Origin of the sequence: Chitinophaga hostae (assembly GCF_018224885.1) — a bacterium.
In the GTDB taxonomy this organism is placed as follows: domain Bacteria; phylum Bacteroidota; class Bacteroidia; order Chitinophagales; family Chitinophagaceae; genus Chitinophaga; species Chitinophaga hostae.
In genome coordinates this window covers 1-14,894 of record NZ_JAGTXB010000023.1, presented here as the reverse complement: position 1 = coordinate 14,894, position 14,894 = coordinate 1, and the positions used below count along the sequence as shown (strand labels likewise).

The 14,894-nt window shown below is 47.4% G+C and carries 13 protein-coding genes; 10 read left to right on the top strand and 3 right to left on the bottom strand.

The genetic code is table 11. The annotated features are described in order from the left end of the window. The first annotated feature begins 250 nt into the window (after positions 1–250). Positions 251–1,192, top strand: coding sequence for an HU domain-containing protein (locus KE626_RS29575; protein ID WP_211976678.1), 942 nt, complete (start codon positions 251–253; stop codon positions 1,190–1,192). On the opposite strand, the gene KE626_RS29570 is transcribed toward KE626_RS29575, so the two are convergent. Further along, complete coding sequence (locus KE626_RS29570; RefSeq protein WP_211976677.1) at positions 1,193–2,092, bottom strand: SDR family oxidoreductase; 900 nt, start codon at positions 2,090–2,092, stop codon at positions 1,193–1,195. 183 nt (positions 2,093–2,275) lie between these two features. Then, the gene (locus KE626_RS29565) at positions 2,276–4,399 is read right to left on the bottom strand and encodes a prolyl oligopeptidase family serine peptidase (protein ID WP_249207798.1); all 2,124 of its coding nucleotides are present in this window, start codon (positions 4,397–4,399) and stop codon (positions 2,276–2,278) included. Positions 4,400–4,537: 138 nt separating this feature from the next. Here KE626_RS29565 and pfkA point away from each other — a divergent pair, with 138 nt between their 5' ends. The 4 genes from pfkA to KE626_RS29545 all read left to right on the top strand — a co-directional run bounded on the left by pfkA (position 4,538) and on the right by KE626_RS29545 (position 9,207). Beyond that, positions 4,538–5,518 (top strand): 6-phosphofructokinase, encoded by a 981-nt coding sequence (gene pfkA / locus KE626_RS29560; protein WP_211976676.1) that lies wholly within the window; start codon positions 4,538–4,540, stop codon positions 5,516–5,518. A 12-nt stretch (positions 5,519–5,530) separates the two neighbouring features. After that, positions 5,531–7,018, top strand: a complete 1,488-nt coding sequence (gene pyk, locus KE626_RS29555; protein WP_211976675.1) for a pyruvate kinase — start codon at positions 5,531–5,533, stop codon at positions 7,016–7,018. A 152-nt stretch (positions 7,019–7,170) separates the two neighbouring features. Next, entirely contained in the window at positions 7,171–7,740 is a 570-nt protein-coding gene (locus tag KE626_RS29550) for a TetR/AcrR family transcriptional regulator (protein WP_211976674.1), read from the top strand. Between the two features lie 60 nt (positions 7,741–7,800). Continuing rightward, complete coding sequence (locus KE626_RS29545; protein ID WP_211976673.1) at positions 7,801–9,207, top strand: MFS transporter; 1,407 nt, start codon at positions 7,801–7,803, stop codon at positions 9,205–9,207. On the opposite strand, the gene KE626_RS29540 is transcribed toward KE626_RS29545, so the two are convergent. After that, positions 9,197–10,342 carry an MFS transporter gene (locus KE626_RS29540; protein ID WP_211976672.1) on the bottom strand — a complete coding sequence of 382 codons (1,146 nt, stop codon included), beginning with the start codon at positions 10,340–10,342 and terminating at the stop codon, positions 9,197–9,199. The genes KE626_RS29545 and KE626_RS29540 overlap by 11 nt on opposite strands. 213 nt (positions 10,343–10,555) lie before the next feature. On the opposite strand from KE626_RS29540, the gene KE626_RS29535 reads away from it, so the two are divergent. From KE626_RS29535 to KE626_RS29515, 5 genes are all read left to right on the top strand, one after another. Then, positions 10,556–11,926, top strand: coding sequence for an NAD-dependent succinate-semialdehyde dehydrogenase (locus KE626_RS29535; protein WP_249207797.1), 1,371 nt, complete (start codon positions 10,556–10,558; stop codon positions 11,924–11,926). A gap of 104 nt (positions 11,927–12,030) precedes the next feature. Next, positions 12,031–12,987, top strand: a complete 957-nt coding sequence (gene coaA / locus KE626_RS29530; protein WP_249207795.1) for a type I pantothenate kinase — start codon at positions 12,031–12,033, stop codon at positions 12,985–12,987. Continuing rightward, a complete protein-coding gene (locus tag KE626_RS29525) occupies positions 12,987–13,571 on the top strand; it encodes a Crp/Fnr family transcriptional regulator (RefSeq protein WP_211976671.1) in 585 nt (194 codons plus the stop codon). Before coaA ends, KE626_RS29525 begins: the two co-directional genes overlap by 1 nt. Positions 13,572–13,633: 62 nt before the next feature. Beyond that, positions 13,634–14,083, top strand: coding sequence for a DoxX family protein (locus KE626_RS29520; RefSeq protein ID WP_211976670.1), 450 nt, complete (start codon positions 13,634–13,636; stop codon positions 14,081–14,083). A 29-nt stretch (positions 14,084–14,112) separates the two neighbouring features. After that, positions 14,113–14,868, top strand: a complete 756-nt coding sequence (locus KE626_RS29515) for an MBL fold metallo-hydrolase (protein ID WP_211976669.1) — start codon at positions 14,113–14,115, stop codon at positions 14,866–14,868. Positions 14,869–14,894: the final 26 nt, after the last annotated feature.

Here is a 14,894-nt window from a genome sequence, read left to right as displayed (position 1 = left end):
TAAAAGATTCGGGAAGATTTCTGCGAATGTATATGCTGAGATCTTCCCGAATCTTTTAAATCCTGTAAAATCAAAATAAAAAAATCCTGGAAATCATCAAAATCAGTCTAATCCTGCCCAAAGACAAAATCCGCTGAAAGCTAAATCCCAATAAATTCTTAACTTCCCTTTTAGCAAAATCAGCAGAAAGCGCCATATCCTGTGTCCTCTTCGCTGCATTTGCTAAAAGCTAACTGCTAAAAGCTAAAAGATGCTACAACTATATATCCAGGAGGTGCTGTTTAAACAGCGGGTTTGTGTGGTGCCGCAGCTGGGAACATTTTCTGTGCAGCATTTTCCTGCGCATTATAACGCCGGCGCACAAACGCTGACGCCCCCGCGTGAGCAGGTGATGTTTACCCAGCAATGGCAGGATGATGGCTCCTGTGTAGAGTGGATTGCCCTGAAGGAAAACCTGGTGCCCGCAGTAGCCCAGCGGAAGCTCGAAAAATATCTCGGGGAGCTGAAAGCAGACCTGCAATCCGGCAAACCGTTAATATTACCGGGAATTGGACAATTACAGGGCGACTTTGCCGGCAATGTCCATTTTCATGCAGAAGAGCTGCCTGTAGAAAACCAGGTGATAGACATTACGCCGATTGAACGCCATGATTATAAAACCAGCACCTTTACTGACACGCCGGTGCCGGTACCCGAACATGTGGCGGCAGTGGAGCCTATCATGACGGAAGAAGTAGAAGACACCCTGGAAGCGTTAACGGAAGAGAGCGGGTTTAAATGGTGGTGGGCAGCTATTCCGATAGCCGCTATTGTAATTGGCCTGGCTGCCTGGTGGTATACTTCCAGCGTATCAACAGCTGAGAAAGAACCGGCGCCTGCCGAAAATACAATAAACGTGGCCGCCCAACAGGCAACGAAAGACTCCCTCCGGCAGATAGCTATTGCCGATTCAATAGCAGCAGCCAACGCGGAACATACTTACTTTGCCGTTATAAGCAAATATAAAGACAGCAGCGAAGCTGCCAGCATACAGAAAAAACAGGCACGCTGGGGCAGGGTGATGGTAGTCTACAAAAAGGACTCCATGTACAGAACCGCTGTAGAACTGCATTCGCTGTCAGCCGACACCACATTGCGGCTGGACACCCTGAGAAAGAATTTTAAAAGAAAAGATATTTACCTGGATTACTGATCAGATTTTTATTTCTCCTGCTACGATTTCCAGCCCCTCTGCAAAAGTACGGGGCTGATAGCCCAGCTCTTTGGCTGCCTTATCAATCAGCAACCCCGTTTTAGCAGGACGGGCAGCCGGTTGCGCCAGTGTTTTTGCACTGATCTTTTCTACCAGTGAAGTATCGAGTTTAAAGAATTCGGCCGTTTTGATAGCCATATCATAGGGGGTCAGTATTTCATTACCGGAAATATTAAAGAAGCCGTCCGCTTTCTTATTGGCAATTAACAGGCAACCCAGTGCCAGATCATGACACAAAGTAGGCGTACGCCACTGGTCATCCACGACCTTTACTTTTTTACCCTGCTGTAAATTATTTTTTACCCAGGTAATCATGTTGTTGCGATGCGGGTCTGCCACCACTCCATATACCAGTACGGTGCGCACAATGGCCCACTGCAACTTGCTGTTGATCACCAGCCGTTCCGCGGCTACCTTGCTGGTACCATAGTAGTTGATAGGGTTCACAGGGGCATCTTCCGTGTAAGGGCCCTGTAAGCCATCAAATACAAAATCGGTAGATAAGAAAATGAAGAAGGCATTCACACTTTCAGCAGCATGAACAAGGTAACGTGTAGCGCCTACGTTGGTATCCCAGCAGGCATCCTTGTTCTTTTCACAATCATCGACCTGCGACATGGCGCCGCCATGAATAATAATATCCGGCTGATGTTTCTCCACCAGCTGCTTTACGCTGCCTGCATCACGGAGGTTTACGGCCTCATAGGTGTAGTTGTCCCGCATGGGAAAACGATTTGGGCCTCTGCCGGTGGCTATTACATCATACTTTCCATCTTGCAGAAAAAGCGGGATCAGGTGCTGTCCCAATAATCCGTTACTACCAGTTATAAGTACCTTCATATTAATTGCGCTATTTTTAAAGATAAGGAAAAAAGCAGAAAGTCCGGACTGTGATTAATGTGATTATTGTGATTAACCTGATAAACGAAGATCAAACTTGAATAATAAAAGCGAAGCTCCTGTTTGATACAGGAGCTTCGCTTTTATATCCGCTCATCGGGCTAATCACATTAATCACAGTCCCTACTTCCGCATGCCGAGGTTATACATCGTAAACGCCCAGATATCCGTAGCCTCATCAATCACCTTCGAAGTAGGCTTGCCTGCCCCGTGTCCTGCCTGCGTATCGATACGGATCAGTACAGGATTCTGCCCCGCATTATCTGCCTGTAATGTGGCTGCAAACTTAAATGAGTGTGCAGGTACCACCCGGTCGTCATGATCGGCAGTTGTGATCAGGGTAGCGGGATAAGCGGTGCCGGGTTTGAGGTTATGCAGGGGCGAATATTTCAGCAGGTATTTAAACTGTTCTGCATGATCGCTGCTGCCATATTCCACTGCCCATGCCCATCCGATTGTAAACTTCTGGAAGCGCAACATATCCATTACGCCTACTGCCGGCAATGCTACCTTAAACAGTTCAGGACGCTGCGTCATACAGGCGCCTACCAGCAGACCACCGTTGGATCCGCCACGGATCGCTATTTTAGAGGGGTTGGTATATTTGCTTTTAACCAGGTATTCTGCCGCACCGATAAAATCATTGAATACATTCTGCTTTTGATCCAGCATGCCGGCTTTATGCCATGCTTCGCCGTATTCGCTGCCACCTCTTAATGACACAACCGCGTATATGCCTCCCTGTTCCATAAAGTACAGGTTGGATACGCTGAAGCCCGGTGTTTGTGAAATGTTGAAACCGCCATAACCGTATATCAACACAGGATTGCTGCCATTAAGCCGTATGCCTTTTTTGTAAGACAGGAACATCGGTACGCTTGCACCGTCTGCGCTCTTAAAAAATACCTGTTTGGTTTCGTAACTGGCAGGATTGAATTTTACTTCCGCCTTATCATATAAGGTAGAGATACCGGTGCTGATATCATATTTATAGATAGTTGGCGGAGTTACGAAAGATGTATAACTGTAGAAAAACTCCTTATCTTCTTTCTTACCACCGAAGCCGCCGGCAGTACCGATACCCGGTAGTTTTACCTCCTGTTCCTGTTTGCCGCTGTAGTCGCATTGATATACACGGGTGGAGGCATCTTTGAGATACGACAGGAATAATTTGCCGCCGCCGGTGCCTGCGCCCTGCAGGGCTTCTTTTCTTTCCGGAACAATTACTTTCCAGTTAGATTCGGCCGGGTTGACGGGATCTATTAATACTACCTTATAGTTAGGTGCGTTGTGGTTAGTACGCACCAGCAGTTTATCCCCATCATTATCGATTACACCCGGTTCATACTCAAAGCCTTTAATCAGCAGGGCAAAGTCCTTTTGGGCGGGATTTTGTGTATCGAAGTACCAGAGTTCAGTGCCCGAGGTGCCTTCGGAGGTAGACAGGATCAGAAAACGTTCATCTTCTGTGGTTTGCACACCTGCATTGCGCAGGGGATGTGCGTCGTCCTTATATATTAATACATCTTTCTCCTGCGGATCGCCCAGTTTGTGATAATATACTTTCTGGAACTGGTTCTTGCCGGAAAGTTTGCTTTGTTCATCGGGTTTATCGTAACGGCTGTAATAGAAGCCATCTCCTTTCCAGGCCAGACCGCTAAACTTCACCCATTCCAGTTTATCGGACAGAAGTTGTTTGGTGGCTACATCCATTACGAAACCTTCCTGCCAGTCGGAGCCGGCTTTGGCAAGCAGGTAGGCCACGTGTTTGCCATCTTTGGAAAAGGCCATGCTTCCCAGCGCGGTAGTGCCGGCGGCCGACAGTTTATTGGGATCCAGGAATACTTCCGGGCTGCCTCCCAGGGTGGCGGAGCGGTACAGGACCGCCTGATTCTGCAGACCATCATTTTTGAAATAGTAATAATAATCGCCATGTTTAACTGGCGAACCATTCTTGGGATAATTCCACAGTTCTTCCAGTCTTTTCCGGATCTCGGCGCGGAAAGGGATATGGGAGAGATAGTCCTGTGTTACTTTATTCTGTGCAATGACCCAGTCCCTGGTTTCTTCACTGTGGTCGTTCTCCAGCCACCGGTAAGGGTCTGCGATTTTAGTACCGTGATAATCGTCTACCGTATCTACTTTTTTAGTGTCGGGATAGGTGATTGATTGTTGTTGTGCCATTGCCTGTACTGCTATTAAACTCACGCTCATAAAGATCCACCGTTTATTATTTTTTTTCAACATATATAATATTTTTTGAAAAAATTATCTACTTTGTTTGACGGAAATTAAAAATTTAGGTTATTTCATCAGATAACAGTTAGAAAACAATTGCAAAATGTTATTTTTGTGCGCCTTTAAGATATTTTTTTAGCAATTTATATGAAAAAACTGAACAACATTGCAGTCCTTACATCGGGAGGAGATGCTCCTGGCATGAACGCCGCAGTTCGTGCAGTTGTAAGAACGGGCATTTATCATCAGCTGAATGTGTATGGCATTATGTACGGCTATAGGGGAATGTTGAAGAACGAAATTTTCCCAATGGAGTCCAAGTCTGTGGCCAACATTATTCAGCGCGGAGGCACCATATTGAAGACCGCCCGGTGCAAAGAGTTCTATGAATATGAAGGGCGAAAAATGGCTTACGAGAATCTGAAAAAACACAACATTGACGGGCTGGTAGTAATTGGTGGAGACGGCTCGTTCAATGGTGCGCAAAAGTTCAGCCAGGAATTTGACATTCCGTGTATAGGCTTGCCTGGTACTATTGACAAGGACATTGCAGGGACTGATTCTACTATTGGTTTTGACACGGCTGTGAATACGGCGGTGGAAGCGATAGACAAGATCAGGGACACAGCGGATGCGCATGATCGTTTGTTTGTAATTGAAGTAATGGGCCGCGACGCCGGTTACATTGCATTACACAGCGGCATTTCCACCGGTGCGGAGCATATATTGCTGCCTGAACGCAAAACAGAAGTAAATGACATCATTGAAGAACTGCAGGCGAATGAACGCCGCAGAAAACTGGTGAACCTTATTGTAGTAGCTGAAGGTGATGAAACCGGCGGTGCTACGGAAGTTGGTCGCATCATTAAAGAAAGATGCCCTCAGCTGGATACCCGGGTAAGTATCCTGGGACATATTCAGCGTGGCGGCGCTCCCACCTGCACAGATCGTATTCTGGCCAGCCGTCTTGGCTATGCAGCTGTTGATGCCCTCCTCGAAGGCATCCACAATGTAATGATCGGCGTTGTAAACGACAGGATCCATTACACTCCTCTTGATAAAGCTGTTAAAGCCAAACAGGAAATTGACCCCGAATGGTTTAAGATTGTTAAAATTCTTGCGAGTTAAAAAATTAGACTTATGAGTACAAAGGATCTTTCGAAATACTACCACAAGCAAATGGATAATGCCGCTGGTAGAGAACACTCTTCGCACAAAACAAAAATCGTGGCCACCGTAGGGCCGGCGTGTGATACCTATGAGGGGCTGCTGACACTGGTAAAAGCCGGCGTTAACGTATTCCGCCTCAACTTTTCACATGGCTCGCATGAAGACAAACTGCGAATCATTGAATATATCCGCCAGATCAACAAAACAGAACCTTACACCGTAGCTATCCTGGCCGATTTACAAGGTCCTAAACTGCGTGTAGGTGAAATCGAAAACAATGCACTCCCGCTGAAAAAAGGTGATCTCCTCACCTTCGTAAACGAGAAGCTGGTGGGCAATATGGAAAAAATCTACGTTTCCTATCCCGACCTGTACAAAGATCTTAGAGTTGGCCAGAAAATTTTGCTGGACGACGGTAAAATTGAAACAGTTGTAAAAGAGATCACTGCCAACGGCGAAATCAAAGCTGAAGTGACCTTACCAGGCGTATTGTCTTCCAAAAAAGGCTTTAACCTGCCGGATACCAAAATATCCCTCCCGGCGCTGACCGATAAGGATATCATTGACCTGGAATTTATCATCGATCACGAATGCGACTGGGTAGCGTTATCTTTCGTAAGAAGTGTAAAAGACCTCGCTGTTCTGCGCAAACGCCTGGAAGCACGCCAGTCTAAAATAAAGGTGATCTCTAAAATCGAGAAACCTGAAGCCATCCAGAACCTGAAAGAAATCATCTGGGAAAGCGACGGCGTAATGATTGCACGTGGCGACCTCGGTGTGGAACTGCCGGTAGAGCAGATCCCGATGATCCAGAAAGATATCATCCGCAAATGTATTCACCGTGCAAAACCCGTTATTGTGGCTACACAAATGATGGAAAGCATGATGGACCGCACCCGTCCAAACCGTAGTGAAATCACCGACGTGGCCAATGCCGTACTGGAAGGCGCCGATGCAGTAATGCTCAGCGGTGAAACAGCTACCGGTATGTTCCCTGAACTGGTGATCCAAACGATGAATAAAATTATACAGGAAGTGGAAAAAGAAGCGATCATTTACAATCGTAACCTGATCCCTCACCGCCACTCTCCTACCTTCCTCAGCGATGCACTGTGCTACAACGCGTGTAAAATTGCGGAAGATCTTGATGCCGATGCCCTCATCGGTATGACCCAGAGCGGCTACACCGGCTTCATGCTGAGCAGCTACCGCCCCCGCAGCCCACTCTACATCTTCACAAAAGAAAAATCACTGGTAAATCAACTGAGCCTGAGCTGGGGCGTGCGCGCTTTCTACTACGAAGAAGAAGAAAGCCTAGATGATATCGTGTTCGACCAGATCAACATCCTGAAAGAAAGAGGTTTCATCAAAACCGGCGACGTGGCCGTTAACACCGGTAGCACCCCTGTTAAAGAACACCTGCCAACAAATATGCTGAAGATCACAAAAGTCGATTAATACCGCATTTAACTGTTAGCTATGAGCTGATTGCTAATTGCATTTAGCAACGGAGATTAAGTATGATACTTAATCTCCGTTGTTTTTTTAGATCCAATCTGCAAGATATATACAAACTTGTCTGTCTGTTTATAATTTCCTACTTTTGCTTTATGAAAGAACAGGGCGCCAAAGAAAGGATCCTGCAAACAGCCAGTGAGTTGTTTTATCAACAGGGCTACCTGGCCACAGGTATTAACCAGATCATCGAGGAGGCCGGCATAGCCAAAGCCAGCCTGTACCAGCACTTCCCATCCAAGGAAGCCCTGCTGACGGCCTACCTGTTAAGAACCCGGCTCAGCAGGCATGAGGAACGTATGGCCTTTGTTCAGCACCTGGCGCCCGGGAAGGAAAAACTGATGGGATTGTATGAATACCGGCTCCAACATATGCAAACCAATAACTTCAAAGGCTGCGCGTTTACCCGCATCGCCTACGAGTTACCCGGTCTTAACGAAGACGCACTGACACAGGTACGCGCACATACCGATATGCTGAAATCCTTTATTGCAGAGCAATTACAGGTCATCAAAAATCCTTTCCCCGCGGAAGAACTAACCGAAATGACCGACATGCTATTAAACCTCTACGAAGGCGCCGGCTTGCAGGGATATATCCGGAAATCGGCCCAACCCATGGAAGACGCCAGGAAAATTGCACTGAAACTGCTGACAACGTTGTAAAACAAATTACATCCACCGGCGATCGTCACCGGTATCTATCACATAAAAAATTTTGCACAAATGAAAACAGACCAGTCTGTATATATTCCGGTGACCGCTGTCAATCCATGGCTTTCCCTCGCCGTGATCCTGTTGGCGCCGTTGATCACCGTCATCGATATATTTATTGTAAACATCAGCACCCCGGCCATCAAAGCATATTTCCACAGTACAGATGCCGCACTGGAACTGGTGATCGCCTCTTACCTGTTAGGGTACGCCGTATTCCTCATTACAGGCAGCCGTACCGGCGATTACCTTGGCAAAAAGAAAGTGTTTATTGCCGGTCTGGCCGCCTTTACGGTTACTTCCGCCATGTGCGGATTCGCCAATTCTATGGAAATGCTCATCATCTCCCGCTTTCTGCAAGGCGTGGCAGCCGCGTTTACGGTCCCTCAAACCATCACGCTGATCCAGCTCAATTTCCAGTCGCCCGCCGACAGGGACAAAGCCTATGGTCTGTACGGCATGGCATTAGGTATTGGCGCCACCATCGGGCAGTTCCTGGGTGGCTACTTTATTACATCTCACCTGATTACCGACAGCTGGCGCCTGATTTTCCTCGTTAACCTGCCCGCAGGCATCATCGCTATCATACTGGCTGCCTTCTTTGTACAGGAGTCCGGGCAAAACAAATCCACCCGCTTTGACGTGCCGGGCATCATTTTACTCACACTGGCATTATCTCTCCTGATATATCCAATCATACAGGGTGCAGAGCTGGGCTGGCCACTATGGACCATCTATATGATGGGAGCTGCCTTGCTGTTACTGGTGGTTTTTACCGGCTATCAATACCGGTTGGGAAAACAGCAACGCGATCCGCTGGTTCCGATGGAACTCTTTCGTATCAAGAGTTTCAACACCGGTATCCTCAGCGTATTATTTTTCTTTGGCGTTAACACCGCCTATATTTTCACCGTCTCCATTTATTTCCAGAACGGTTTTCACCTGTCGCCATTTACCGCCGGCAACTACTTCGTCATGCAAACCATTCCTTTCCTGCTGGCCTCATTATGGTCCATCAAAAACGCAGCACGCTATGGCATCCGACTCTTACAGGTTGCCTGCGTGGGCATGATCTTTTCATTTATCCTGCAGTTAGTATTATTTCGGGGAGATGAGATCACGCCCTGGGCTATTCTTCCCTGTTTGATCATCTACGGCAGTGGTTCCGGGCTCCTCATGCCATCACTGCTAAAAGTAGCCATGCGGGATATGCCGGCGAGCAAAGCCGGCGCCGCAAGCGGGGTGTATTCTACTATTCAGCAATTTGCATCCGCTTTGGGAGTAAGTGTACTGGGCGGTATATTCTTATATCTCGCCCGTAATACCGGGAATTTTTATCTGGCCTATAAAGTAGCCCTGTTTTGTATGATGGGCTATTTGCTCCTGGTGATATTTATACTTAACAAAACTAAGCGCTGAGTACTCCTTTTTCTTTTTTATAAGTAGCCAGGTAAATGATCAGCGCAACAGCGATCAATGCAGTACCGGCAATACATACGCCTGTCCATTGTGCAAATGACCATACCCATAATCCAATACCGGAACCCAGCGAGGTACCAATAAAACTGGTGGTCATAAACACCGTGTTTAAACGGTTCCTTGCTTCCGGTAACAGGGTATAAATACGCGTTTGATTAGACACATGAATTCCCTGCAAACCCAGATCAATAGCAATGATACCGATAATAATACCAATAATATTTGCCCGGAATATATAGAACAGGAAATAGCCAAGGAGTAAAAAGATAATGCCATAGCCAATAGCAATGCGTGGATTTTTTTTATCTGCGATCCTTCCTACCAACGGAGCGCCCAAAGCGCCTGCTGCCGCCGCCAGCCCCATCAATCCGATTTGTTCGCTGGTATATTTGAAAGGCGCATCCGACAATAAAAATACCACTGTTGTCCAGAACATGCCAAACATCGCAAAACAACAGGCATTAATAGCAGAAGCCTCCCGCAAAACAGGTTGCTCTTTGATCAGCGTAAGCAGGGATTTCATGAGATCCCCGTAAGTACCGCTGAAATTTGGTTTGCTTGAAGGAAACGATGTAATCATGATTACCGCCAGCAGGGCGCTGATACCTGCCGCTATCCAAAACATCGCCCTCCAGCCAAGGTGATGGCCCACCACGCCGCTGAGCGTACGCGATAACAATATGCCCACCAGCAAACCGCTCATAATAGTACCAATCACTTTACCCCGGCTCGCCGGATCAGAGAGGTTGGCGGCCAGTGGCAATATCAGCTGGGGAACTACAGATGTAAAACCGATCATGAGCCCGGTCACTTTCAACATCGTAATATTAACAGATTTCGCCGCAGCCACCAGGGCCACAACCGCAGCCAGCGTCATCACAACGATCTGCCGTTTTCTTTCCAGCTTATCACCCAGCGGAACACAAAACAATAACCCCAACGCATATCCCACCTGCGTAAAAAAAGTAACCTGTCCGGCGTTACTTTCTGATACTTTGAACTCCTCGCTCATCAATACCAGCAAAGGCTGGCTATAATAAATATTGGCGACGATCAACCCTGTACAAAGGGCCATAATCAATATATTCCATCGGCTAAGCACCATAAATTCCGTTTCTTTTTTTGCGTTGCAAAGATAACGCTTTACCGTTTAGCACATAGCCGTTAGCTTTGGCACCTGCTTATACCGGAAAACGGTAAATTTGTAGGGCTATTCAACAGTGATTACTAACAGCTCAGGCGTACAGCTGGTTAACAGCTAAAGGCCAAAGCTAAAAGCTATATCGGTATGTTTACAAGCATCAATCCATTTACACAGGAAACCATCGCTGTATACACAGCACATACACCATCAGACATAGAAGAGAAACTAGCGCTGGGCCATAAAGCTTACCAAACGCTTTTATCGGTGCCACTGGAACAACGCAGGCAATGGATGATGCAGGTAGCCAAATCCATGAAAGACCAGGCGGATGCGCACGCGGCACTGATTACACAGGAAATGGGCAAAACACTGAAAGAAGCCAGGGCAGAAGTTTTGAAGTGTGCCACCTCGGCAGAATATTATGCAGAAAACATCGCGGAGATACTGCAACATAAGACCATCAGTTCAGACGCCTATAAAAGCTATGTTGCCTATGAGCCCAAAGGTATTGTGCTGGCCATTATGCCCTGGAACTTCCCCTACTGGCAGGTATTCCGTTTTGCCATCCCGAATATACTTGCCGGTAACACCGGCTTGTTAAAACATGCCAGTAACGTAAGCGGTTGTGCGCTGGCTATAGAAAAAATATTCTCAGAGAGTGGTTTTCCGCCCGGCACCTTCCAGTCGGTGCTGGTGTCTTCCAAAGATATAGAACCCATTATTGCAGATCCGCGCGTACAGGGCGTTACCCTTACCGGCAGCACACCGGCAGGTAAAAGTGTAGCCGCGCTGGCGGGTAAGCATATCAAGAAAACTGTGCTGGAGCTTGGCGGCAGCGATCCCTTTATTGTGTTAAAAGACGCCGACCTGGAAGCCGCTGCTAAAACAGCAGTACAGGGTCGTATGCAAAATGCCGGACAGTCCTGCATTGCCGCCAAGCGCTGGATTGTGGAAAAAGAAATTGTACCCGCTTTCACCGCCGAAGTAAAACGCATCCTCCAAACCCTCCACCAGGGCGACCCAACCCTGGAAAGCACTACCATGGGGCCAATGGCCCGCCCTGACCTGGCAGACGACCTCGCCCGACAGCTTCGGGAGAGCATCAACCAGGGTGCAATACTGGAGTTGGGCGGCACGCATGAAGGCTGTAACTTTGCGCCGACCCTGCTAACCGGGGTCACCAACCGGATGACCGCTTTTAAAGAAGAAACATTTGGCCCGCTGGCCGTGATCATAGAAGCCGCCAACGAAACAGACGCCATCGCCCTTGCCAACGAAACGGAGTTTGGATTGGGCGCCGCCCTGTGGACCAGCGATCTTGACAAAGCAGCCCGGCTGGCTACACAAATAGAAAGCGGAAATGTTTTTATTAATGCCATGGTGCGCTCAGATGCACGTCTCCCATTTGGAGGCGTAAAACAATCAGGGTATGGCCGGGAATTATCACTCGAAGGCACACACGAATTTTTGAATGTAAAAACTGTATATATACAAGAAGCAGCTGTTAGCCATTAGCTGCTAGCTGTTAGTAAATGCTGCGGAGATGACTGTAGGTTGGTCGTTGTTGCATTTACTAACAGCTAACGGCTAAGAGCTAAAAGCTGCTAAAACGATCTGTAATGACCACTTCTCTGAAACGCGACCGCTATACTCCCTATATCAGTTTCTCCCGGAAAGATTGGGCGGAAAGAAGCGGCGACGCCATGCTGCAAATGCAGGATTATGACCTGGAAGCGCTCCATGGCATGAACGAACCACTCACACAGGAAGAAATTACACAGGTATATCTTCCATTGGCACATCTGCTGAATTTATATGTAACCGCTTCACAGCAGTTACATACTGCTACCAGCAGCTTCCTCAGCAGCCAGGTACATAAGGTACCCTACATTATTGGCATTGCGGGCAGTGTGGCGGTAGGAAAAAGTACCACCGCCAGGGTATTGCAGAAATTACTGCAGGCATGGCCTAACCACCCGAGGGTGGACCTGGTTACCACCGATGGATTTCTTTATCCCAACAAAATCCTGGAAGCCAATAACATCATGAACCGTAAAGGATTCCCGGAGAGTTATGATATCAAAAGACTGATCCATTTCCTCGCAGATGTAAAATCCGGCAAGGAAAAGGTGGCTGCGCCGCTGTATTCCCATCTTGAATACGATGTGTTACCCGGACAGCTGCAGTGGATAGAACAGCCTGATATTGTGATTGTGGAAGGAGTAAACGTATTACAGGTACGGCACCGGCAGCAACAGAAAGATCCCGCCGTTTTCGTATCCGATTTTTTTGATTTCAGTATTTATGTGGACGCCGCGGAAAAAGATATCCGCAAATGGTATATCGCACGTTTTGAATCATTGCGCAGAACCGCTTTCCAGAACCCCGAATCCTTTTTCCACCGCTATGCACACCTTTCCGATACTGCTACCGTGGAACTGGCCACACAGATCTGGGATGATATCAACAAGCCAAACCTTGAACAGAATATAGCGCCCACCCGTTACCGCGCCAGCCTAATCCTGGAAAAAGGGCATCACCATTTTGTTCAGTCTATTCAACTGAGAAAAACCTGATGACAGGCACCTCCGCTATACGCGATCAGCTGCAGGCATTGCTTCAGGAACCCTTAAAGGATTGGGAACTGTTTGAAGCCATCCTGCAGCCGGTTACTTTTAAGGCAGGCGATTTTCTTTCCGAAGCAGGGAAAACAGCCAATGCTATCTTTTTTGTGGAAACCGGTATTGTAAGGGTATACACCCTTCACCAGGGAAAAGAAATCAGTATGGACTTTGCCTTTCCGCAATCTTTTACCACCTCCTTTGCTTCATTTATTACCCGGCGGCCCGCTGCTGTAAACTTGCAGGCAATTACGCCGGTACAAGCCTATGCATTTTCCTACGACGATTTGCATAAACTATACGCTGTTTCGCTCCAGTCGCAGCAAATCGGACGCCTGATGGCAGAGCAGCAGTACCTGTTGAAATATAACCGCGAGCTATCGTTCCTGCAGTTTTCTGCACAGGAAAGGTATGCGCAACTGCTGAAAGAGCACCCGGAAGTAGTACAGCATATTCCTATCAAACAAATTGCCTCCTACCTGGGTATTGAACCGGAAAGTTTGAGTCGTATCCGTAAAAATATGAGCAATCCGGATTAACTAACATTTGTTAACATGATTACCTGAAAAGATGATGACCTTTGTATTCTAAAAAAATACAAATGGCTTTCTTTTCCGGCTTACTCACTATTGCACTTTTATTACTCGGTACAGGCTATCTTTTCCATATCCCAGCGCTATTGCTGTTGCCGGCTGATGCGCGTATATCCGCTGCCGTTATGTTCCTGCTCATCGGCTTTTTTCACCTGGTGAAACCCCGTAAACTAACTTATATGGTAGAAGGCATGTTGCCGTTTCCATATTTGCTGGTGATAGTAACCGGCATCATGGAAATGTTGCTGGGAGCAGGATTGCTGTTTCCCGGCACCTGGTATTATGCCGGCTTGGGGCTGATCGTTTTGCTGGTAGCTATGTTTCCTGCCAACATCCGGGTAGCAGTAAAACAACTGCCTGCTCCCGGCGGATTACCGGCAAAGCCCTGGTATACCTGGAGCCGGTTATTGTTTCAACCAATTTACATTTTATGGATATGGTGGGCAATTAATCAATAACTTTATTCCATTCTAAAATTTGCTGAATCATGCGCATACAATTTTTACGCAATGCTACATTGCTGATAGAATGGAATAACAAGCGGATACTGGTAGATCCTATGCTGGGCGCTAAAGACAGTCTCGATACTGTGCCCAATGCTGCCAATACTATCCGTAACCCGATGACTGAATTACCGATGGACGAATCTGCGCTGAAAAGCCTGCTGGCTTCCCTGGATGCCATCCTCGTTACGCATCGTCACCGCGATCACTGGGATGTAACTGCACAGGCTATACTACCCAAAGGGCTGCCGGTATTTTGTCAGCCGGAAGACAAAGTTGCTATCATCGAACAAGGTTTTACATATGTGATTCCTGTTAAGCAAAGTGTTAACTGGGAACATCTTGATATCACCCGCACCGGTGGGCAACATGGCACTGGTGAAATCGGCAAAATGATGGCGCCGGTTTCCGGTTTTATATTGAAAGACGGACAACGCACTTTATATATTGCCGGTGATACCATCTGGTGTGAAGAAGTAGCAGTTGCGATGGATACTTTCCGCCCCGATTATGTGGTAGTGAATGCGGGCGCTGCGCAGTTTCTGCAGGGAGATCCTATTACGATGACAACAGCGGACGTTATTACTACGATACAACATCCTGCACAAAGCAAAGTGGTTGCAGTGCATATGGGCGCCATCAATCACTGCTTTCTTTCCCGGGAAGCGCTGAGAGAAGCCGTTGCCGCGGCCGGGCACACTGCCATCATCCCCGAGCAGGGAGAATGGATAAACGCATAATATTTGGTTAGTCAGTTCAAAAAAAA

Coding starts and splice junctions, on each gene's coding strand:
- KE626_RS29565 (WP_249207798.1), bottom strand. CDS start 4,399: ATGTTGAAAAAAAATAATAAACGGTGGATCTTTATGAGCGTGAGTTTA.
- KE626_RS29545 (WP_211976673.1), top strand. CDS start 7,801: ATGAAAACAGACCAGTCTGTATATATTCCGGTGACCGCTGTCAATCCA.
- KE626_RS29515 (WP_211976669.1), top strand. CDS start 14,113: ATGCGCATACAATTTTTACGCAATGCTACATTGCTGATAGAATGGAAT.
- pyk (WP_211976675.1), top strand. CDS start 5,531: ATGAGTACAAAGGATCTTTCGAAATACTACCACAAGCAAATGGATAAT.
- KE626_RS29570 (WP_211976677.1), bottom strand. CDS start 2,092: ATGAAGGTACTTATAACTGGTAGTAACGGATTATTGGGACAGCACCTG.
- KE626_RS29575 (WP_211976678.1), top strand. CDS start 251: ATGCTACAACTATATATCCAGGAGGTGCTGTTTAAACAGCGGGTTTGT.
- KE626_RS29550 (WP_211976674.1), top strand. CDS start 7,171: ATGAAAGAACAGGGCGCCAAAGAAAGGATCCTGCAAACAGCCAGTGAG.
- coaA (WP_249207795.1), top strand. CDS start 12,031: ATGACCACTTCTCTGAAACGCGACCGCTATACTCCCTATATCAGTTTC.
- pfkA (WP_211976676.1), top strand. CDS start 4,538: ATGAAAAAACTGAACAACATTGCAGTCCTTACATCGGGAGGAGATGCT.
- KE626_RS29520 (WP_211976670.1), top strand. CDS start 13,634: ATGGCTTTCTTTTCCGGCTTACTCACTATTGCACTTTTATTACTCGGT.
- KE626_RS29525 (WP_211976671.1), top strand. CDS start 12,987: ATGACAGGCACCTCCGCTATACGCGATCAGCTGCAGGCATTGCTTCAG.
- KE626_RS29535 (WP_249207797.1), top strand. CDS start 10,556: ATGTTTACAAGCATCAATCCATTTACACAGGAAACCATCGCTGTATAC.
- KE626_RS29540 (WP_211976672.1), bottom strand. CDS start 10,342: ATGGCCCTTTGTACAGGGTTGATCGTCGCCAATATTTATTATAGCCAG.